The sequence below is a fragment of the Collinsella ureilytica genome (assembly GCF_019795105.1).
GTDB lineage: Bacteria > Actinomycetota > Coriobacteriia > Coriobacteriales > Coriobacteriaceae > Collinsella > Collinsella ureilytica.
Window position 1 is genome coordinate 25,699 of record NZ_JAIMFO010000011.1, and the last position, 21,874, is coordinate 47,572.

General features: G+C 50.7%; 18 protein-coding genes, 1 tRNA gene and 1 pseudogene. 12 read left to right on the forward strand and 8 right to left on the reverse strand.

Annotation, left to right across the window (positions count from 1 at the left end):
- Positions 1-65: 65 nt before the first annotated feature.
- The 4 genes from K6V98_RS08495 to pstB are packed head-to-tail and all read left to right on the forward strand — an operon-like array spanning position 66 to position 3,702.
- Entirely contained in the window at positions 66-1,004 is a 939-nt protein-coding gene (locus K6V98_RS08495; RefSeq protein ID WP_222200106.1) for a phosphate ABC transporter substrate-binding protein, read from the forward strand.
- A 1-nt stretch (position 1,005) separates the two neighbouring features.
- Entirely contained in the window at positions 1,006-1,914 is a 909-nt protein-coding gene (gene pstC / locus K6V98_RS08500; RefSeq protein WP_222200107.1) for a phosphate ABC transporter permease subunit PstC, read from the forward strand.
- Positions 1,907-2,821, forward strand: coding sequence for a phosphate ABC transporter permease PstA (pstA, locus tag K6V98_RS08505; RefSeq protein ID WP_371734551.1), 915 nt, complete (start codon positions 1,907-1,909; stop codon positions 2,819-2,821). The genes pstC and pstA overlap by 8 nt, the downstream gene beginning before the upstream one ends.
- On the forward strand, positions 2,818-3,702 hold the full coding sequence (gene pstB / locus K6V98_RS08510; RefSeq protein WP_222200108.1) for a phosphate ABC transporter ATP-binding protein PstB: 885 nt from the start codon (positions 2,818-2,820) through the stop codon (positions 3,700-3,702). Before pstA ends, pstB begins: the two co-directional genes overlap by 4 nt.
- 586 nt (positions 3,703-4,288) lie before the next feature.
- Here pstB and K6V98_RS08515 read toward each other — a convergent pair.
- The 5 genes from K6V98_RS08515 to K6V98_RS08535 all read right to left on the reverse strand — a co-directional run bounded on the left by K6V98_RS08515 (position 4,289) and on the right by K6V98_RS08535 (position 10,085).
- A complete protein-coding gene (locus K6V98_RS08515) occupies positions 4,289-6,145 on the reverse strand; it encodes an ABC-F family ATP-binding cassette domain-containing protein (RefSeq protein WP_222200109.1) in 1,857 nt (618 codons plus the stop codon).
- A gap of 315 nt (positions 6,146-6,460) precedes the next feature.
- Positions 6,461-6,802, reverse strand: coding sequence for an MGMT family protein (locus tag K6V98_RS08520; RefSeq protein WP_222200110.1), 342 nt, complete (start codon positions 6,800-6,802; stop codon positions 6,461-6,463).
- Between the two features lie 141 nt (positions 6,803-6,943).
- The gene (locus K6V98_RS08525; protein WP_371734552.1) at positions 6,944-7,777 is read right to left on the reverse strand and encodes a Cof-type HAD-IIB family hydrolase; all 834 of its coding nucleotides are present in this window, start codon (positions 7,775-7,777) and stop codon (positions 6,944-6,946) included.
- A 36-nt stretch (positions 7,778-7,813) separates the two neighbouring features.
- Positions 7,814-8,863 (reverse strand): tryptophan--tRNA ligase, encoded by a 1,050-nt coding sequence (gene trpS, locus K6V98_RS08530; protein WP_222200111.1) that lies wholly within the window; start codon positions 8,861-8,863, stop codon positions 7,814-7,816.
- Between the two features lie 28 nt (positions 8,864-8,891).
- Entirely contained in the window at positions 8,892-10,085 is a 1,194-nt protein-coding gene (locus tag K6V98_RS08535) for a glycosyltransferase family 4 protein (RefSeq protein WP_222200112.1), read from the reverse strand.
- 168 nt (positions 10,086-10,253) lie between these two features.
- Here K6V98_RS08535 and K6V98_RS08540 point away from each other — a divergent pair.
- From K6V98_RS08540 to K6V98_RS08555, 5 genes and pseudogenes are all read left to right on the forward strand, one after another.
- Positions 10,254-10,329: transfer RNA gene (locus tag K6V98_RS08540), tRNA-Ala, on the forward strand.
- Positions 10,330-10,902: 573 nt separating this feature from the next.
- Positions 10,903-12,381 carry an LPXTG cell wall anchor domain-containing protein gene (locus K6V98_RS08545; protein WP_222200113.1) on the forward strand — a complete coding sequence of 493 codons (1,479 nt, stop codon included), beginning with the start codon at positions 10,903-10,905 and terminating at the stop codon, positions 12,379-12,381.
- A gap of 181 nt (positions 12,382-12,562) precedes the next feature.
- A complete protein-coding gene (locus K6V98_RS08730; RefSeq protein WP_306792870.1) occupies positions 12,563-12,958 on the forward strand; it encodes a hypothetical protein in 396 nt (131 codons plus the stop codon).
- A 196-nt stretch (positions 12,959-13,154) separates the two neighbouring features.
- Positions 13,155-13,271, forward strand: a pseudogene (locus K6V98_RS08735) (hypothetical protein); the annotation flags it as partial.
- 206 nt (positions 13,272-13,477) lie between these two features.
- A complete protein-coding gene (locus tag K6V98_RS08555; protein WP_222200114.1) occupies positions 13,478-16,366 on the forward strand; it encodes an LPXTG cell wall anchor domain-containing protein in 2,889 nt (962 codons plus the stop codon).
- A 562-nt stretch (positions 16,367-16,928) separates the two neighbouring features.
- Here K6V98_RS08555 and K6V98_RS08560 read toward each other — a convergent pair.
- From K6V98_RS08560 to K6V98_RS08570, 3 genes are all read right to left on the reverse strand, one after another.
- Positions 16,929-17,864, reverse strand: a complete 936-nt coding sequence (locus tag K6V98_RS08560) for a radical SAM protein (protein WP_222200115.1) — start codon at positions 17,862-17,864, stop codon at positions 16,929-16,931.
- A gap of 641 nt (positions 17,865-18,505) precedes the next feature.
- Positions 18,506-19,633 carry a tyrosine-type recombinase/integrase gene (locus K6V98_RS08565; protein ID WP_222200116.1) on the reverse strand — a complete coding sequence of 376 codons (1,128 nt, stop codon included), beginning with the start codon at positions 19,631-19,633 and terminating at the stop codon, positions 18,506-18,508.
- Between the two features lie 182 nt (positions 19,634-19,815).
- Complete coding sequence (locus tag K6V98_RS08570; protein WP_222200117.1) at positions 19,816-20,193, reverse strand: helix-turn-helix domain-containing protein; 378 nt, start codon at positions 20,191-20,193, stop codon at positions 19,816-19,818.
- Positions 20,194-20,329: 136 nt separating this feature from the next.
- Between K6V98_RS08570 and K6V98_RS08575 the strand changes: the two genes are divergently transcribed.
- The 3 genes from K6V98_RS08575 to K6V98_RS08585 all read left to right on the forward strand — a co-directional run bounded on the left by K6V98_RS08575 (position 20,330) and on the right by K6V98_RS08585 (position 21,499).
- On the forward strand, positions 20,330-20,572 hold the full coding sequence (locus tag K6V98_RS08575) for a helix-turn-helix domain-containing protein (protein WP_222200118.1): 243 nt from the start codon (positions 20,330-20,332) through the stop codon (positions 20,570-20,572).
- A gap of 224 nt (positions 20,573-20,796) precedes the next feature.
- Entirely contained in the window at positions 20,797-21,114 is a 318-nt protein-coding gene (locus tag K6V98_RS08580) for a helix-turn-helix domain-containing protein (RefSeq protein ID WP_222200119.1), read from the forward strand.
- 1 nt (position 21,115) lies between these two features.
- A complete protein-coding gene (locus K6V98_RS08585) occupies positions 21,116-21,499 on the forward strand; it encodes a hypothetical protein (RefSeq protein WP_222200120.1) in 384 nt (127 codons plus the stop codon).
- The last annotated feature ends 375 nt before the right edge of the window (positions 21,500-21,874 follow it).

Sequence of the window (21,874 nt, forward strand, 5' to 3'; positions counted from 1 at the left end):
AGCTGGCGACCCCCTATGCTCCTTACAGCGAAGCGCAAATCAGCGCTGGACTTGAAAGGAGCACTATGTCCGTTTCTGTTTACTCCCGTCGTCGTTTTCTTGGTCTTGCCGGTGGCCTTGCTGCCATTGCTGGCTTGAACCTTGTTGGATGCGGCGGAGCTCAGCCTGCAGGACCGGCAGATGCAGGATCTGCTGCTACAGCAAGTAATCTGAGCGGAGAGGTTACCTATGACGGTGCCTCTTCATTCCAGGCGCTCGTTGAAGCCTCAGCTGAGAAGTTCATGGAAAAGTACGCGGATGTTTCTGTGACGGGTTCGGGCAATGGTTCGGGCAAGGGTCTGACAGCTGTTGCTGAGGGCACGGTCACTATTGGCAATTCCGATGTTTTTGCCGAGACCAAGCTCGATGCCGATAAGGCAGCAAAGCTGGTTGACCACGAAGTTGCCGTTGTAGGCATGGGTCCGGTTGTTTCTAAGAACGTGAAGGTTGACGACCTGAGCTTGGAGCAGCTGAAGGGTATCTTCTCAGGCACGATTACCAACTGGTCTGAAGTTGGTGGAGAAAACGCTGAGATCGTCGTTTTGAATCGTAAGGCTGGATCGGGCACGCGTGCCACCTTTGAGGCTGCTGTCTTTGGTGGCGAGCCCAATGAGTTCAAGGGTGCGGCTGAGCTTGATAAGTCTGGCGATGTACAGACTCAGATGGCAAGCACCGATAACGCCATTTCTTACCTGGACTTCTCTCACTTTAACCCCGAGAAGTTCACCGCTATCAAGGTGGGCGGCGTAGCGCCCGAGAGCAAGAACGTCCTTGATGACTCCTTCAAGATTTGGGCTACCGAGCACATGTATTGCGCCAAGGATGCTGACGAGGCTACCAAGGCCTTCTTGGAGTTCATGCTCTCCGAGGATGTTCAGGGTTCTTTGGTTGAGAAGCAAGGCTTCATCCCCGTTTCCAAGATGAAGGTTAAAAAGGATGCCTCCGGAAAGGTAACGGCGATCTAATATGGCACCGACGATGCCGAAGCGTCGTCTTGAGAAGATCGGCATGGGCGTCACGGGTGCCTGCACAGCACTCGTGACGCTCGTCGTCATCGCCTTAATCGTCATGGTGGCGGGCAAGGGGATGGCAGCGTTTCTCAAAGACGGGGTGAGCCCGATTGAATTCTTTTTGGGCAAGACATGGGACTTACACAATACTCGACCGGATGGTATGCCTTGGACAGGCGCGCTTCCGCTGATCGTGACCTCATTTGCGGTCATGACACTCTCGACACTGTTTGCGCTGCCCATCGCCATAGGTTCGGCCATTTTCGCCGTTGAGATCAGACCTGATTTTGGACGACGGATTTTTCAGCCCATGGTGGAGCTGCTCGTGGGAATTCCTTCGGTCGTCTTCGGTCTCATCGGCTTTCATGTGATCGTGGGCTTTATGAAGTTCGCCTTTAACACGTCAACTGGTTTGGGCATTCTACCTGCTGCGCTGGTGTTATCGATCATGATCTTGCCGACCATCACCACCTTTTCAATTGATGCCCTGCGCGCGGTGCCAGCGAGTTATCGCCAAGGTTCTTATGCGCTTGGGTGTACGCGGTGGCAGACCATTTGGCACGTGGTGCTCCAAGCAGCAGCGCCCTCGCTGATTACTGCGGTGATTTTAGGAATGACGCGCGCCTTTGGAGAAACGCTGGCGGTGCGCATGGTCATTGGCGGTATTGAGGCAATGCCGGGCGGGCTTTTGGATGCTGCTTCAACCATTACGACGACCCTTACCACCAGCATGGCAGTCTATGCCGATGGATCGGTGCAGTCAGACGTATTGTGGTCGCTTGGGCTTTTGCTCATGGGTATGTCACTCATATTCATCCTGATCATCCATTACGTTGGATCAAAGGGGGCGATCAAGCGTGGCTGATACGCGAGCAAGTTTGCGCCGCCGTGCGATCGTACAAGATCGTATTGCTACCGGCATGCTCACAGCAATTATTGGTCTGGTACTTCTCATTGTTGTGGCAATGGTGATTTATATTCTCGTGCAAGGCGCTCATGTTCTGGTACAGCCCGGGTTTTTAACCGAGCGTTCGCGGGCAAATGGAACGGCTGGCGGCGTTGCCTATCAGCTTTTTGACTCCTTCTACCTGCTGTTCTTGACGTTGATTATCTCGGTTCCCATTTCACTTGGTGGTGCCATCTTTTTGGTGGAATACGCCCCAGATGGCCCGGTGAAGCGCATTGCCTCAACAGCAGTTGAGACGCTTTCGAGCCTTCCATCAATTGTGGTTGGTATGTTTGGTTTTCTGGTCTTTAGCGTTGGATTTGGATGGAAGTATTCCATCATCTCGGGTGCAGTTGCACTGACGATGTTCAATATCCCCATTCTTGTCCGTGCTATCCAGCAAGCCTTAGAAGACGTTCCTCGTGCTCAACGCGATGCCTGTTTGGCGATGGGGCTTACTCGTTGGGAAGCAACGGTGCACGTACTGGTGCCATCCGCTATGTCGGCGATTGTAACGGGCGTGGTGCTTTCTGCGGGTCGTGTCTTTGGTGAGGCGGCTGCCTTGCTGTTTACCTCAGGCATGTCGAGTCCGGTGCGCCTCGATTTTTTGAATTTCAGCCTCACGAGCCCTCGCAGTGCCTGGAATATTTTCCGCCCTGGTGAGTCGCTCGCGGTGCACATTTACAAGATCTATGGCGAGGGCTCTCCTGAAGCTCACCAAATTGTGTGGGGTGCAGCTGCTCTGCTCATGATCTGTGTACTTATCTTTAATGTGGCTGCGCGCCTTGCCGGCCGCGCCCTCTCGAGAAAGGTGACCGGCGCATGATCGCGACCATATCTAAGGCTCTGCCAGGCTTTTTTGCCGCATCAGATACACCTGCCGCCTCAGGCGCAAGTGTTATCTCAGGTCGCAGAGATGCGTCAACTGCTGGCACTGCGGCAGAGTCAGCTCACTCAGCTGTGCTTTATACCGACGGTGTTTGCGTCTCCTATGGCGATCACCAAGCACTTCGCGATACGAGTCTGGCGTTTGATAAGGGCAGCATTACTGCGCTCATCGGTCCATCTGGCTGTGGTAAGTCAACCTATCTGCGCTGCCTCAACCTCATGAATCGAGAGATTCCGGGTTGTACCATTGAGGGTGAGATCTACTACCGTGGCTCAAATATCAATACGCCTGATGTGGATCTTTATGAGCTGCGCCGTTCAATTGGCATGGTGTTTCAGCAACCCAATCCCTTCCCAAAAACGATCTACGAAAACATTGCTTTTGCCCCACGCTGCCACGGTGAGCGTGACCGGAGCGTGTTAGATCAGCTCATAGAAGAGAGTCTGCGCGGTGCTGCTCTTTGGGATGAGGTAAAAGATAAGCTTCATAAGAGTGCGCTCGCGCTTTCTGGTGGTCAGCAGCAGCGTCTGTGCATTGCTCGTGCCTTGGCGCTTAAGCCCGATGTAATCTTGCTTGACGAGCCCTGCTCTGCCCTCGATCCTATCTCTACCTTGGCAATTGAGGAGCTCATGCATGGCATTGCAGAGGGACGCGCCATTATTATCGTGACCCACAATATGGAGCAGGCAACACGTGTTTCTGACCGGACAGCCTTCTTCTATATGGGCGAGATGATAGAGACAGGGGAGACGACTCAAATCTTTAATGCTCCTAAGAGTGAGCGTTTGAACGACTATCTGAGCGGCCGCTTCTCATAAGAACATAGAGCGAGTGGAGTGTCGGTATCTGCGTTAGTGGGTTCCGGCATTCTTTCTCATACGCTTATCACGCATTGTGATGTATAACCTCGACTCAGCATAGCGGGGGGGGGTTACTATTAGTACATTTATTGTCCGTGAGGCACAGATTTGACACCAAGTGCGGGCAAAAATGCTCCTCACGACGCATATATGTACGCGTACCCCGCTCTAAAATCCTGCCTTACGCAGGAGCGTACCAAGGCAAGAAGTAAATCGGGACAAAAGAGCCTCGAGACAAGACAAGAAGTAAATGGGGCAAGAAGAGCTGCAAGAATGGCATCGAGACAAGAGCAGAGCCCACCGCAATGATGGGCTCTGTTCTTACACCGTTGATCGCACAGAGGGGAGGGATGCGATACAAACGCAACGGACAGGAAGTATGTCGCCGTCTCCTCGTCCGTCGTTAAGTTAACTATATGAAACACATTCCATTCTGTCTAGAACGTGAACAGCATTCACAATCTGCACATAGTTAACCTCAGTAACTTTTCTACAGATATGGCATCTGCCCAGATAGAACATGGTATGGAGCGACGCTTAGTGTTCACGCTTCGAGCTGGTCCATGGCGATGAGCCAGGAAGTTTCTAGCTCATCAATCTCTTCGCGCATGGCATCGATTGCTTCATGATGCTCTGCGAGCGCTTCGTAATCAGTGGGATCAATCGAATCCATCTCGCTCTCAAGCTCTGTCAAGCTGTCACGCCGAACAGCAATCCTTCGCTCAAGTGACGCTGCCTCGCGACGCAATTGCTGTCGCTCAGCGTTAGACATCTCGGGCGCAGCAGATGCTTGGGAGTCAAGCTTGTGAGTATCAGCATCAGACTGCGACCGATCAGATTGCTCTTTTGCACCCACCTGTGCTGCAGGCTCCTTTTGAGCTTCAGCTGCGGCAAGCGCCAGATACTCATCCACTCCCTTTGGCAGATGACGCAGGCTGCCATGCATGAGAGCAAATTGATGATCGGTGACACGCTCCATCAGAAAACGGTCGTGCGTTACCAAGATCAGCGTTCCTGGCCAGCCATCAAGGAGATCTTCCACAACAGCAAGCATGTCGGTATCAAGGTCATTGCCTGGCTCATCTAGGATGAGCACATTGGGCTCAGTAAGTATGGTGAGCAGCAGCGAAAGCCGTCTCAGCTGCCCTCCTGAAAGATCAGCAATGCGGCTCATGAGTTGGTCTGCGCTAAAGCCAAGCTGTTCAAGGAGCTTTTCTGGGCTGGTTTCTTTGCCGTCGACGATATACGTTCTTTTGTAAGTGGTAAGTACATCTTTGATGGTTTCTTGTGCATGCGGCTTGAGCTCATCTAAGCCTTGTGAGAGTAGGCCAAACTGAACGGTCGCTCCAATTTTGACCGAGCCAGAAATTGGCTGCAGCGCGCCTGTTATCACATCAATGAGGGTAGACTTACCGGCACCATTCGCGCCAAGCAGGCCAAAGCGGTCACCAGGTCCAATGAGCCAAGTTACATCCTTGATAACGCTTGTGATCGTTTCTGTTTCAGGATCGATATGCCCTGCTTGAACATGGGTGAGATCGATGACTTTTTTTCCGAGCCGTGCTACAGCTAAGCGCTTGAGCTCAAGTTCGTCGCGCAAAGGAGGAACGTCGGCAATGAGGGTACGCGCTGCATCAACGCGAAACTTGGGCTTGCTTGATCGCGCTTGGGCACCGCGAGCAAGCCAGGCGAGCTCCTTGCGCGCCATATTGCGCCGCCGATCTTCAGCGACTTGCGCTTGCCGATCCCGCTCTACGCGTTGCAGGATATAGGCAGAGTAGCCGCCTTCAAAAGGATCAACTGCACCGTCATGAACCTCCCACATTGAGGTGCAGACCTCATCCAAAAACCAGCGGTCATGGGTGACTACCAGCAGAGCGCCTGCGTTTGTTTGCCAACGATTTTTAAGGTGAGAAGCCAGCCAGTTAATGGTGCGCATATCAAGATGATTGGTGGGCTCATCAAGCATAAGAACGTCCCAGTCACCTATGAGCAGGCGGGCAAGATCGACTCGCCGGCGTTGGCCACCAGAAAGTGTTCCGATATAAGCTTCCCAGGGAATATCTGAAACAAGTCCAGTGAGAATCTCGCGAATTTGTGGGTCGGCAGCCCATTCAAACTCAGGCATGTCTCCTACGATTGACTGGCCTACCTGAAGTGTATCATCAAGCTTATCGTGCTGGGAAAGCAGGCCAATATGTAGGTTGCGACGGTGCGTAACCCGGCCAGCGTCCGGCTCAATTGTGGTTGCCAACACAGATAAAAGCGTGGACTTTCCATCACCATTGCGTCCAACGATTCCAATACGATCGCCCTCATTGACACCGAGGGTCACCTCGTCGAGTACAAGCTTTGTAGGAAACGCCAGATGAACCTGGTCGCAGCCTAGAAGAATTGCCATAAAACGGTCTCCTTTTTAAAAACTCAAGGCTCATGCTAGCAGCTTGGATGAGATCGTGGGTACATGTCTTGAGAAGCACCTATGAGCTTCGGAAAGATCTGAGCTGAGCAGGTTGCTTGTGCGCAGCTCGCCCGGGCCAGGCAAAGTGTGCCATCTCGTCTGGTCTTCGCTTGCAAGATGTTTGTAACAACAGCGTATGCTGAATGAGAATACAGCAGGAGTTTGTGAAAGTTCCAGAAATAGAATCGCAGCAGAAGAGATATGAATGAATAGATAGGCGCCTAAGCAGCTGATGTCTGGCGCTTGGAGGCGATCTTACGTGCCAGCAGACCAGCGACATGTAGCCAAATCAACTCGACCATCGGCAAGAAAGTTCACGCCTTCGCCCTCAAGCAGGCGTCGCTGAGCATCTATGCCGCCAAAAGCAAAGCCTGAGGTAAGTGAGCCGTCTGCAAACACAACGCGGTGGCAGGGGATTATACCTGGCCGTGGGTTTGCATGGAGGGCAAAGCCAACAAATCGAGCCTTACCCATCCCGCCAGCCAGAGTTGCGACTTGGCCATAGGTAGCAACCATCCCGAGCGGAATCTGCTCCACGACTTCGTAGACATGAGCAAAAAAGCCGTCTTTAGTTTGATTTGCGTCTACAGAGCTCATGGAACCTCACCTACTGTGGTGTACCGTCTAAACAATCTTGGCCTGTGTTGCAGACATAGCGCAAGGCTGAGCCGCGCCTTGGTTTTTTCAGGCGCTAAGAGCACCTGCTTGAAAGAGAACGATTGCCAACTATGAACAGCTCTAACGAGGCTCTAAGAAGCGCGCAACCACCTCGGCCAAGGCGCCTTCACTCGCGCTACGTTTGAGTATGACATCGCACTCATGAACGATATCCGGAGCGGAATTTGCCACTCCTACTCCAAGACCAGCAGCACGAATCATCTCAAGGTCATTTGCTGAGTCTCCCATTCCAATGGTGTCAGCCACCTCGATACCGAGCATCTCGGCAAGCTTTGCAAGGCCAGTTCCTTTGTCCACGCCTTCTGGCATAAATTCGATATAGCGATTAGAAGAGTAGGTAATAGAGCAGCCGCGCCGTGCCAAATCATCCACAAGTTCAGACCCGAGGCGCTTGAGCTCTTCAAAATCTTCACTCATATACAAAAGCTTGACCGGACCTTCAGGATTGGTAAACGAGAGATCAGGCTCATGAGTAGAGTCAAGGCGCTCAACACCTTTGAGTCTCCGCACATATTCCCATTCAGAGGGCACTGGGTCTACGACATAAATGGTTCCATCGGCCTTATAGACATGCATCGTAAAGCCGTGCTCGAGCCCTAACGCATAGAGCTCTTCGGCAATCTTGCGGTCAATAGCGCAGCTCGTCAGCGGCTCAGGATCACCAAAGCGATTGATGAAGCCACCGTTATACGAGATCACGTAGCTATCTTTGAGTAATTCAGGATCAACGCCTTCAAAATTGCCCATAATCGAGTTGTAAGGTCGCCCAGAACTCGGAACAAAGAGTACGCCGAGCTCGCGCATGCGCCGAAGCGCCTCGATATTTTCCTGAGGAATACAATGACTATCGTCAAGGAAGGTCTCGTCCATATCCGATGCAACTAGCTTATACACTGGCTCCTCCTTGTTCTTGCGGGAGATTCTACTGCTTTAATACACCATACCCATTGCTTCGCGTACTTCTTGGAGTGTAGCCTCAGCAATCTTAGATGCTCGACGATTGCCCTCATGAATGACGTCGCGTACATAATCGAGATCTTCCTCAATTTCGCGGCGACGCGCACGAATGGGTTCAAAATAGGTATTAACTGCCTCGGTAACATAGCGCTTCAGCTGACCGGCTCCCGCATCCCCAATTTCTTCGGCAATTTCTGTTTCGGATCTTCCTGTACAAATTGCTGCCGTAGAAAGCAGGCCCGAAACACCGGGGCGATGCTCTGGATCAAAGGTGATGCGACGTTCGCTATCAGTCTGGCTCTTGCGAATACGCTGAGCGGTTTCCTCGGCGGTCATAGAGAGATTGATTGCATTTCCATAGCTCTTAGACATTTTGCGCCCGTCAAGACCAGGAAGCAGGGGAGTCTCAGACAAGAGGGCATCGACTTCGGGAAATACCTTGGCATAGCGGTTATTAAAGCGGCGTGCAATGAGGCGTGTGAGCTCAATATGTGGCAGCTGATCGCGGCCAACAGGCACAATATTGCCCTTGCAAAAAAGAATGTCACAAGCTTGGTGAACCGGATAGGTGAGCAAGAGACCAGTAAGCTCGTGTCCACTTGCTTCCATCTCTGCCTTAACGGTGGGATTGCGCTGGAGCTCTGCTTCTGAGACGAGCGAGAGAAACGGCAGCATAAGCTGGTTCGCTGCAGGAACGGCTGAGTGGGCATAGATCATGGTGCGATCCGGATCAATGCCACAAGCCAAATAGTCAATAAGGAGATTCAAGACATTGTCTTGAATATGCTCCGTGGTATCACGGTCGGTAATGACTTGATAGTCTGCAATTAAAACATTGGTGGCAATGCCTGCATTCTGAAGCTCAACGCGTCCTTTGAGCGTGCCAAAATAATGCCCAAGATGGAGGCGGCCAGTTGGGCGGTCTCCCGTGAGCATCGTATAGTTTTGAGGGTGTACAGCAAGATCTGCCTTGATCTCATTGCTCCGCCGTACAGCGGTCTCATAACTTTGCTCGTTGCCCATACTACCTCCTGGTTGTTATGTACTATTGCTACTCTTGATGAGTTTTATTGTTATCTGGAGCGGAGCTATCAGGCGTAGCCCCATCCTTGCCCTCATCCTCAGAGCCATCTTGGAAGGATCTCATATCGTTATCGGGATCATAGTGGTGGAGCAATACGGGCTCAAAGAGGCGCAGTTTAATCGCAAAGGTTGCTGAGAGTACGAGCAGACCAATGAAAATCGCTATGCGCATGCCAATATCAACCTGATTAATGGCTGCCGCACCGATAGAAAGGAGCACGGTCCATCCATAGATGAGCAGCACCGCTTGTTTTTGGTCAAAACCGCGTTGAATGAGGCGGTGATGGATATGGCCGGTATCTGCTTGGCCTATATTCATATGCGCTCGTTTGCGCCGAACAATAGCAAAGAAGGTATCGATAATGGGAACTCCAGCTACGATCAGCGGCATGATCATCGAAGTCAGGGCAGCTACGCGTGAAACGTTTAAGAGCGATATGGCACCTAACGAAAAACCGAGCAATAATGCGCCTGAGTCTCCTAAAAAGATGCTTGCGGGATTGAAGTTGTAACGCAAAAAGCCCAGGCATGCTCCAACGAGGGCAATTGAAACTGCAGCTGCATCGGTGCGCCCAGCTAAGATGGCAAAAGAAAACATTGAACAACCAGCAATTGCAGAGATGCCGGTAGCAAGTCCATCCAACCCATCGATGAGGTTAATAATATTTGAAAACGAAACCAAATAAACAATCGTTACCGGATAAGAAAGCCAGTGAAGCTCAATCTCTCCGGTTCCAAAGGGGTCAACCATCGCGTGGATGAGCAGGCCACTTGCAACTGCTACCAAGGCAGAGGCAATTTGACCTGCAAGCTTTACGCGCGGAGAGAGCTGGAAGATATCGTCGAGTGCTCCCACGCCAAAGATCATTAAGAAAGAAACTGCTAACAAAGGATAGTTGAGCGCCATGCTGGGGTGCGGAATGAGGGCGGATGGCCAGCCCCACGTAAGGGTTCCGTAGATTTGCAAGGCACAGGCAACCATGAGACCTGCTAAAACACCGATGCCCCCCAGGCGTGGGATCGGCTTCGTATTGATCCTTCTGGCTCCGGGATAGTCCACCGCGTCGAAGTAGTGAGCAATGCGCTTAGCCAAGGGAGTTGTAATCAACGTGGTGATGAGTGCGGAGACGAGCAGGAATATGTGGGGCAGCGTTATGTGCACGAAGCAAACCACCGAAACATCGCTTGGATTGAACACTTCCTACTATAGAAGATGCGTGCCCTGGCTGTATCCAGAGGTCTATATGCACGAAATAGACAGCATAGGCTTAAAGAAGCGGAGTTGGTCGTTGACAGGGCTGAGCTTGCAGTTACAATATGCAGGTGTCTTGGGGACGTAGCTCAGCTGGGAGAGCGCTGCCGTCGCATGGCAGAGGCCGAGGGTTCGATTCCCTTCGTCTCCACCAGAAGAGGAAGCGTTGAACTTTATTTCGTGAGAAATGAGTTGGCGCTTGTATATAGGCTTGAGGGTCGTGCTTGGTGGCTTTCGAGCACTAATAAAAGGAGCGAGGATGCTTTGGCTTCCTCGCTTTTTTGATTGTATGAGCTAAACAGAGCGTTTTCCCTGCTTCTGACGTTTTAGGCGGAGAGTCAATCGTGGGTGTTATGCTTGCGCTTGCGTCTGTTCTGTCAGGTCTTTTTGCTGGATAGTTTGTTCGAACAGCCCCACATGCTTAGGGACTTCAGGAAGCCCAATGCACCGCATTACATGGCAGATCGGAGTTTTCCGGTCTGCCTTTTCATGAGGGTATAAAGAGGGAGAGAGTCTTTTCTTTTCGGGCAAAAAGGGACGAGTGTATACATCTGTATACATACTTTAACGAAGCAGACGCAGCTTTAAGCAATGACCCTGGAGGGTGGGTATACAAGAGCAGCGTGATTTTTATTCATAATGCTCGTTGTGGTATAATTATTGCTTCTGTCTTGCTATTATTGTTTCATTCATATGTATTAGAAGCGCAGTAATGAAAGGGACTCAGATGAAACAAAAGGCTCATGTATCACCTTTTGCTCGTGTAGGAGGGGTGCTTCTGCTCGTTGCTTCGTTGGTATTTCCCTGTAATGCCTTCGCACAGCGTGATCCGGGCACCGATAACATAATAATTGACAATAACTTACGGCTCGGGTTTCGATATCAAAAAACAATTGATATGACTCATGCCAAAGATCGCTCAACGCTGCCTGATGCAAGTTTTACGTATACCCTGCGCGTTTTGGATAAAGAAGATAAAGATGCTCGTCTTGGCATCGATACTAAATATACTCTTGATGGTGATCTTACGTATGTAATAAAAGCAGGAGAGCTTCCTCAAAAGGCGTCCTCAATGCCTTTTTCTCACGTGACGTTTCGCTCGAAGGATCACTACTGGCCTGAGCTCAAAAATCTTATTCTTGAGAATAAGCCCAAAGAAGCCTTGAACTTCATTATTAATAATGCATGGGGTGAAATGCGTAGTTCCGATCATGTCCAAACGGTCGTCTCACGTCTTCCGAGCGATGATGAGCGTGATGAGTGGGAAAAAGAGGGCGGAACCTACGTTCAATGGCCGACGAATATAAGCCCGTGGAAAATTTCACCAGAGATAGAAGATCCAGAACAATACCTCACACCTGAGGGATATTACAAACCGGAGACGCCAGCCAATTATGAAATGGGCGGGCAACTCCTTCGCAATTTTACTTGGCCTATGAACTATGTTGAGACCATGAATCTTCCTGGGAATCCGGTAGTTACATACTCAGCGTATGCCATCCGGGCTCCTTATATTGCGAACAAAAGTACAGATGCAGAGGGCAAGCTGACATCCGTTTCGAAGCCTCTTTTTAGCCCTGAGGAATATGAGCATCTTATTCAAACAATAATGACGAATCATCCGGATACTACCAATGATTATAAACCTAGTGAGCAGATTATTCGGCGGTATGTGTTAACTGAGGATACACCCGATGCAGCCTTTGCGAAAAATACAAACCGTCTGATTGTTGATTATGTTCCTTCTGTTCCCCAAGGTGCCCTTTTTATTTTTGCGTCAAATGAACAAGCGGATGCTTTTTATAAAAAAGCATTTACACCTGATGCGTGGTATGTTGATATAAATGCGGAAATTCAGCAGTTGCCCGCTGTTGGGTTTACCAATTCCTATGTTTTGCCTGAAAAGCCCGATACTCCGAAGGATCCCGAGAAGCCTGAGACGCCTAAGGATCCCGAGAAGCCTGAGACGCCTAAGGATCCCGAAAAACCCGTGACACCTGACACCCCGAAGGATCCCGAGAAGCCGGATACGCCTAAGGATCCTAAGACGCCTGATCAGCCTCTCAAGAAAAAGGAAACGCCAAAGACGCCTTCTCATTTACCCAAGACCGGGGACATGTCTTCTCTTGTGCTCCTCGGAGGCGTGGGTGCTTCAGTATGCGCACTTACCTGTGCAATTGCACTTCGCCGTCGTCAACGCTCATAGTTTTGCAGACATATGATGCATGTAGGCAGGCTGGATTTTTCCGGCCTGCCTTTTCATGAGGGTATGAAGAGGGAGAGGAGTAGTTTTAAAATGCACATATCTTTGCACGCTCATGAGCATGCTCCAAAAAGATATGTGCGATGTTGCGTTGCGGTTTAGCCGGGAGGATGCACGGCAATCTATGAAACAGAAAGCACATGAACAACTGAGCCTTTTCAATGCTTCAACTACTCAGGCACCGATGTTTGCCTGGCCATCCGGTGTTGGGTTTGTGTCGGTTGTTCTTGATATATCAACACGAGCTCTCCCGGAGCCATTTAGCTATACCGTTCCATTTGATCTTGATGAAGAACATGAGCAATCGTATAAACAAGGATCCAGCCTTCGTTATCACGCGCATGAGGCTGCCTCTGAGATGGCAAGACGCTATCGCTGTCCGTTTGTTTTGGGCTCAGCAACCCCGTTTGCGGAAGCTTTGGTGCGCTGCTTGCAGCCAAGCGTAGATGCTAAGCGTTGGACACTGTTCATATGTATGAGCGGCCGGGTAGTGTCGTCTTGCCGCAGGTTCGTATCGTAGATTTGCGTCGGGAATTTGCAGCTTCACGTCGTTCTATATTCTCGAAGGAGTTAACAACCGCTCTAACTGATGTGATTGATCGTAGAGAGAAAGCCGTTATCTTGCATAATCGCCGCGGCTTTTCCCTTTTTTGATGCGCTGAGATTGTGGATGTGTTCCCACCTGTAAACACTGCTCCACTGCACTTACCTATCATGAGCGTACACATACGCTTGTTTGTCATACGTGCGGAGCAATCTATCACGTACGTCTTTATCCAGCACCCGGTTTGTCGTGTCCTCAATACCACAGCCGCTATCTTGCCAGAATGTGACTTGGAGCTCAGTAGGTTGAAGATGATTTGCACACCCTGTTACCCGAGCATGTGGCTGTTATTCGTATGGATGCTGATACAACGCATGGAAAGGATGCACAGTATGTTCAAAGCATCGAGTCTCATATAAACTGGTTAGGCAGTGATAGCTTGATTACGTTCTTGTGTTTCAAGCTTATCTACAGTGAGGATGAAGGAAGGTGCGCATGAAGTATGCTCCCGTACGTCGGTCGTCATGGGCGCTGGCTGCGTTTTTGATTCTGCCGGTGCTTGTGTTTTTGCTTGCAGTTCTACCTGGCCAAGCGCATGCTGCAGAGCGTACAGATTTTGTCTTACAAGATATAGCTGCCGATCCCGCACATCCCACGGCAGCAGATCTTCAGACTGCTATTGATCAGGCAGGCACAACGCCTTCACGGATTATACTGACGGCGCAAGAGTGCACCATTGATAAAACGATAAAGATTCCTGCAGGAGCAGATATTCAGCTCGTGGGCGTTACGGACACTGATCAATCGTCGGTGCTCGCGCGCGCACGAGGCTTTAAAGGCTCGCTGTTGAAGGTTGAGAAAACTGCTGCTCTTACCTTAGGTGAGCCTGGCGGTGGTACGGTTACCATCGATAGCAGAGGTAAAGTTACGCCTTCCACGTATGATGCAACGATTGATGTTTTAGGTTCGCTTACCATGGAAGATGCCGTGGTTCGTGGCACAGAGGGTATGAGCGAAAACTTCCTTGGGGCTATTACGGTTCACGGCGCTGGTGCACTGTTTACCATGAACGGTGGCACGGTTACACAAAACCGTCGCCTGCAAGAGCCCCAGCGTGCACAGTACGGCGGCGCCAACGTTAGCGTTACTGACCAGGCTCACTTCATCATGAATGGCGGCACCATTTCCCGCGGTGCTGGCAGTGGTTCGGGCAGGGATAACTCTGAATATGGTGAAGCTGGTGGTGTCGGTGTGTATCGCGGCGCTCACTTTACGATGAACGGGGGAGAAATCATCGACAATGCCGGCTTTGGCGGGGGTGTGGTTGCTTTTCAGTGGACGTATGGATCTGATATTAAGCGCTATGTCGAAAATGGCACTGCTGAAGCCAAGATGAGTGCAGATCGGGTTACCGTTGAAATCAACGGTGGCCGGATAGCCAACAACCGTTCGAGTTTTGGTGGAGGCGGTATTCTGATCTTTGGCAATGCTGCAGTTACGATGACCGGTGGCGAAATTACGGGCAACAGTGCTCCAAATGGCGGCGGTGTGTGCGCAATGAATCTCTTCACCTGGGGCTCAGGCTATAGCTATTCTATCGAGATTCCTGGTGAGGGTAAGGACAGTGGTCTTTCCCATGAGGACTATGCTCGCCTGGTACCGGGTTCTTTTACTATGCGCGGCGGTAAGATTGCTCATAATGAAGCATCTCGTACGGGCGGTGGCGTGAATGTGGTTTCTAGCGGTGTTACGCTCTCTGGTGGAGAGATTTCTGATAACACTGCTCGTCAGCAAGGTGGTGGCGTATATGTTGCTACCAAGAGCTATACGACTCACATTCTTGATGCTGCGATCTATGAAAACGCAGCTAGTTATGTTGGCGGTGGTATATGGACATGCCCCACGGGCAGCATAAAGCTCTACGTTACCCACGGTGCTGCTCTCTTTGAGAATAAGGCTGAGCAATTTGGAGACGACCTAGCGCACGACTCTTATGGCGGTTTCGGTGGTCAGCCGCTGTTCTTGGCCGACCGTGTACTTGGCGGCGCTCCAGTTAAGTATTACTGGGATAATAATGACGCTCGTTTTGATCCGGAAAAACCGGGAGAGCCTGTTCGTTTCAAGGGTGGCGATCAGGATATTCTGCTGGATAAGGGTCTCCATGCAGTTGTGGAGAGTCCAGCGCAAGCGCTCAACGGTACGAAGTTTGTACGTCCTGACGGCACTGAGCTTGCGCTTGGTGGAACTGATTTCATAAAAGAGTTTTCGGCTCTTAAGATTTTTAATAATAAGGCGCCACGTGGCGGCGGTATTGGTACGAACGGCCATGTCGTCTTTGGTGAACCCAAAACGTTTGATTTAGAAATTGACAAGTCGTGGGTTAACAATGTGACTAATAATGAGATTTCCGCAAATGATGTGCGCCAACAAGTTGTAAAGCTTGCAGTTAAGGTATCTGTTACTCGCGAGGGTGCTGATGGTGCTCAAAAGAGCAGTGCCTATATTATTCAGGGTATGGATCTCGTAAAACCTGAGCAAGCAGGAACTGACTGGAAGCTCGTAGCTACCGGCCTGCCGCTTGAAGCGCCAGGTGAAGCTGGTACTTTGAAGCTGAACTACACAGTTGTAGAAATCGATCCGCTATCTAATGAAGTTTTACGTGAGCTGACAGAGGTTGTGCCCACTGACGCTGGCACCTCCGCTAAAGGCGTGCCCATCAAGCGTGCGGAGCTTACGAATCAGATTGTGAATCTCCGCGTTGATAAGCTCTGGCTTACTGAAAATGATAAGCAGGTATCGAGCGAGAAGATCTCTCGTGATTCAGTGCGTGTGGCAATTTGTCGCACAGACTCAGCGGGTGCTTCTGAGACTCTCGGCGAGATTACTGTTGGTAAAGATACGAATTGGTCTAAGCCAGTTGAGATTAAGCGCTCGGTGAAACAAGGCGATATGGTCGTTGACCACATCGTGGAGCTGCCTGCTCTTGATGCACATGGCAAACCTTATACATACTGGGCAATTGAGCTTGGTGTTGAGGGAGCACCTGTTGAGCCGTTGGATGCAAACGCCGTGTCTAAGGAAGCGCGTATACCTTTTGATGTTAAAAAGGATGAGGGCATTCGGGTTGCTCGTGTGGTTAATCGTGTGAATACTCCACCTTCACCTCCCGAGCCACCCACGCCTCCCAAGCCGCCTGCACCTCCTACTCCGCCCAAGCCACCTGCACCTCCTACCCCGCCGTCTCCTCCGAGAACACCTAAGACGCCACCAACGGGGTCGCTTCCTCGTACCGGGGATGATACGGCCATTTGGACAGGGGGACTTATTCTTGCTGGCGGAGTTGCATTGGTAGTTGCGCTTATCTTGCGTCGCCGCAGACAGTAGTGCCGCTAACTGGGAGAGGCGGAAGCGCATTGCGCTTGCTTGTAAACTGAGTGCGGTTGATAGCACGTAAATTGCTATGAGTTGTGAAATGGACGGGCTGAGATTTTTCAGTCCGTCCTTTTCTTCGTTCACGCACCTGATGCGTGCATTTTGGTGTCGTGGCGAGCATTTTTGCCCGCACTTGGCGTCAAATCTGTGCCTCACGGACAATAAATGTACTAAATATAACCCCCTACCATAGATAATTTGAGCTAAACATATCGATAGCAGGCTTTAGAGATGTGTCGAGCAGGGGATCGCGTGGTATGGGGTGGAGGGGCAGTGTGCCCGAGCGATGTGGCGCGAGTGCCAGTCGTCTGGTATGTAACGGAGGGGCGCGTGCCTGAGAGATGATGCCGCGCGCGTGTCAGGCGCGTGCTATGGAGTGAAAAGCGAGCGTGTCGTGCGCGTGTTATGGAGCGGAAGGGCGCGTGCCTAAGAGATGCGGCGTGCGTGCCGGGTGCGCGTTATGGAGCGGAGGGGAAGTGTCCCCGAGCGATGCGGCGAGCGTGCGAGCAGCGTGTTATGGAGCTGAGGTGAGTACGCCAGTGGTATCAAAGGCTGGTGTAAAGCTCTCATCCACCGTGCCGCCTTCTTGCCAAAATATCGTTGAAAAGCCAAGATCATCGGCATAATCGAGGACACGTTCGTATTCTTCTGCGCTCACTGCGCGAGCGAGTATGCCGCCTTGTGCCTTCATAGCGGCATTCGGCGTGTACTGATTCATGACTGCAATCGGTACATCTCCTGCATGCGTCCAGATGGCATCGAGGGCACGTAAAGAATTATCAATAAAGCCAGGCAGAACAAGATGGCGAACAAGTAAGCCCTGCTCCATCAAGCCATCATAGGTATAGCGCAGGCCGCCCCTTCGATGAATTTCTGTTGTCATCTGAGTGAGCGCCTCTGCTGCACGTTCAGGATAGTCGCTAATGTTGCTAAGTCGTGCTCCGAGCTTTGCGTCGGCATACTTGTAATCGGTGAGCCAGATATCAACCACATCACCAAGCTCCAGAACAGCTTCTGGCAATTCATAGCCACTCGTGTTGTAAACGATTGGAATTTGTAAACCTAATGCCCGTGCTTGGCTAATGGTACGGGGGAGCATATATGCCCAATGAGTGGCGGTAACAAGATTGATGTTATGAGCTCCCTGCTCTTGAAGCTCGAGCATGATCTCAACAAGACGGCCTGAAGGCACGTCAATCCCAAAGCCTCCAGATGATATTTCGTAATTTTGGCAGTAGGTGCAGGCAAGCGGACATCCTGAGAAAAAGATTGTGCCCGATCCATGGTCTCCCGAGATGGGAGGTTCTTCCCAAAAATGTAGAGCCGCTCTGGCCAAGCGCAAGGTAGATCCGACACCACATGCGCCACGTTGACCTGCAGCACGGTTCGCACCGCATCGGCGAGGACAGAGCTCGCAGTGATCGAGCGTATGAAGGTCGAGTAGAGACATTGGAGATCCTTGCTCAGGGGCAGACGAGGAATATGAGCTTTACCTCGGCAGTATGATACGGAATACAGATTGTAGTGCTGTTGAGCTTGGATTGCTTGAAGTTTGGAAGCCTGCACATAGGAGAAAGGTCATAAACATCTCAATGTCTTGCGTGTGCCGTATGAAGCGTGGAGCCTTCGGATTACAGACAGGATGTTTGCTCATTCCGTATGAGCCGCCGCATTACGCCACCGCATCACGCTATCGCGTGAGTTGAGACAAGGACAGAGAGATGCAGTTGAATCGTTGGAGAGAGGGAACCGCCCCCCAGTGTCACGAAATGAACCCACCTGTACCAGGTGGGTGCCCTCATCGTCCTCTCCAGCTTCCACAACAGTGGAGGATGCCTGTACCAGGAACGACTGTGTGGGCTCCCTAAATAAACGCGACGGTTCACCCAGTTGCTCCACCGGGGGGCGGAACACCTTCATCATACCTGTACGCTCAGCAGATACCAGTCTTGACTTTACTCAGTTCAACGAGGACGATAAAAGTATTCGAGCCACGTGCTCATACCTTCAATCTACAATTCGATATATCATTGGTCAATATCCAATCTGACAAAACCACAGGTAGAAGGCTTGTATAAAGTCTGTTTGTCCCTATTTGTCCCAATTGCCTAAATTTTCCCATTTCTCAAACGCCATAGATACGGTCTCAACTAACTGTTCGGTGGTGGGTCGGACATAATGCTTGTCTGATATCGAATTCCCAGCATGCCCCATGAGATGCTCCACATGCTCTAGGTCGGCTCCAAGTGTCCATCGCATGTAGGTACGCCATGAGTTGCGTAGATTTCTAAGTAGATAGCAGGGAAGACCGGCTGACTTACAAATACGTTTCCATTCAGACCGCCGATAATAATCTGTGACCGGCTCACCTAGCCCATTGTGAGTAATTAGCCCGGTTCCCGCTCTCTTCGCGGTGTTTATCACGATTTTTGAGAATGGTTCGGGAATAATAACTGTTCGCTCGCTCTGTTCGTTTTTAAGCGTGTAATCAAGCACTCCTAGCCTATCTACCTGAGCATTAATCGCAACCGCTGCACAGAGCATCCCGTTAGACGCGGTTATTGCCTGTACATCGGCACCTGTCGGGGCGAGAGACTCGCCTACGCGGCATGAACCGAACGCCGCCAAAATGATAGCTATACGCAGCGAGCTATCCTTGGCAGCTTTTACTAGCGCCGCGCATTCATCAAGCGTGTAAATTCCCTTGTCACGCTCAATCACGCCTTTTTTCTTATCGCTCGGGCGGTTGGTATCGTATTTCACTTTAAAGGGGTTCGCTGGTATCAGTTCATAGCGCACGGCATACTCCATTACAGGGCGAAGGATATTGAATGCGCGTTTTGTCTGAGAAGCCGTAAGGGTAAGTAGCCATTCTTGTATTTCGATCGGGTGTACGTCGGTTACAAGCCTGTTTTCCCACTTACCCCGTACCCGGTTCCATGCGCTCTTGTAATTGATCAAGCTATTTTTTGATAGCGTCTTCTCAGCGCGCGGCCAATACCAACGCTCAAACACATCACCTATAGTCACGCCTGGTGCGTCTTCATGGTGCGCTGTTTGCATCTGTGATAGATAGAGCCGCGCATCTTTTCTAGAGCCGTGAATCGTCTTAGAACAGCGCCGGTAGCCTTTTCCATCGTGCATATCGCCCCACCAACGGACGCGCCAACGGTTAGTCCCCGCTTTCTCGATGCATCCGTATGCGCTTCGCTGTGCCATTGGCTCTCCTCCTTACGCTATGGGAGAAAGAAGGCGAGGGTTCCGTAGAAGTCCCCCCGCCATAGCCGACTTAAAGCCTACCATTATCCGCCTTCACACTTATAATGGCTTTGTCTCTCCACCGTGTGTGCGATGAGACCCTCTGGGGGCGTTTAGTAGCGCCCCCTGCTTTTCAGAAACTGCTAGACCGCTTTCTTTTTCTCAACTTGCCGCGAATCTACCTCTGACGCTTTTGACATGCCCGCATAATCGCGGGCCGTCATTGTTAGTGCGCGTCGCCTTTCAGGTGTAGCTGCACGATAGTCACGCAATAAAATCTCTTCATCATGTGAAATGTGCGGAGACCCGGTCATTGGGTGGTCTTCGTACCAATTACAAAGATCGTTTGGAGTAACGCCGAGCGCATGAGCGCATGCAGGGATGTACTCAAACGGAACCCCCGTTTCCATTCGCTCCCATCCACCTAAAACGCGGCTGCTTACTCCTATAGCGTCTGCAAGCTCGCTCTGCTTCATCTTTTTCTTTTCGCGAAAGTCCCGAATACGGAGTTTGTACGACATATTAGTTACCTCCATAGGCGAATATTACCCCTAATTACCAGCATTGTCTACAAAATCTGAACTTTTTAGTTGACAAGTACAGAATCAGTACCTATAGTGGCAATAGTTACAGATTCCGTACCTGAAAGGAGGAGAATTGGAAGACTTTAAATCAATGTTTGGTCATCGGCTAAAAGTTGCGCGGGTTGATGCCCGCTTGACACAAGCAGAACTCGCAGAGCGTGTCGGTCTAAGCAACAAGAGCGTGTCTCTTTATGAAAGCGGGGCGGTCTGCCCCGCGTTTGAGACGGTTTACGCCATCGCTGACGCACTAAACGTATCCCCAAATGAGCTTTGTGGTTGGTGGACGCGGGATGAAAGCCCTCAAATCCCCGCCTAAAGGCAATTCCGTACCTTGAAAACAGCATAGAGCGTCGTTAACACCGACGGAAAAAGCGTTGATCTCTCGCGTGGTAAGGGATTCGTGCTTGAGCCAAAGGAAACGCGCACGAAAAACAGGCTCGCGGGGACGTGTACCCCGAAAACAAACACGGTATCGAGAAAAAAAGAAAGGCCACCACAGACGCAACGTTGGAGCCTTTCTCGACCAAAAAGGAGGTCAACATGAATACTACTACAAAGCAGACGCGCCGTGAAGGCGTAACAGACCTGCTAGCACGCCTTGAAAGTGTGCGCTCGCGTATGGATATCGCAGAAGCGATTGATGTATCAACCGCGCTTAAGTTCGCAGTTGCGGCGGGCTTGCCCCCGAAACTCGCATACACATTCTCAGAAACAGCCCGATTCACCGGCTTTGATGAGCGAAGCCTTCGAAATGAAATGGACGCAGGGCGGCTCCATGCCGTCTGTCCGGTTGGTCAGGCACGCGGTTACCGTATCCCGGTTAACGAGATAGACCGCTGGATGACAGAGGAGTTCTAATATGAAGGCATTCAGAATATGTTCAGATTTTGTCATGGTTATGCATGTAATTAAAACCGATGATAACGTTTATTTTTGTTACGAGGATATCATCAATGGGATTAGCAGCCCTGAGGGTCGTGAGTTCGTAGATGGCTTGATTGTGGATGAAAAAAAAGAGTTTCTAATTGAAGTAGACCCTCATCAGATGCAGCGCAGGACGTTTATAACTCTTAGCGATTTTACCAGCATCGCAATTTCAACAGACATTTCATACAACTCATCTTTCGCAGCATTCATACGTTATTACGCATTCCCAGCTATTCAATATGAGATTCACACGACTCAAGTAGCTTGTGCAGAGGTCACAGCCGCTCAGCTGGAAGAGGCGGGTGAATCAAAATGATTATGTCGCTTCTTTTTTACCTGCATGACAAATATCGCGCGTTTGAAGACAGCTTAACCGACCGTCAAAATGGGTGGTTATGTGCGATTGAATTTTTAATCTTGATTCTTCTCACCAGGCTTGCGGAGGGGAGTGTATGAGCTGGCAAACATCCTTTTTATATCGTCGCTGGATCGAGTTCGAAATGGATGAAATGCCACTCAAAGACCGACCACGCTTTGGTAAGGCGGTTGAGTTTGGATAGTGGACTCATTCAAAAAATCCCGGGGAGGTGTACCCCCAGAAGAAAACACATCACATCAAAAAAAGAAAGGCTACCACCCACCAAGAGGAGCCTTTCTCGACCAAAAAGGAGGTCAACATGAATACTACTAC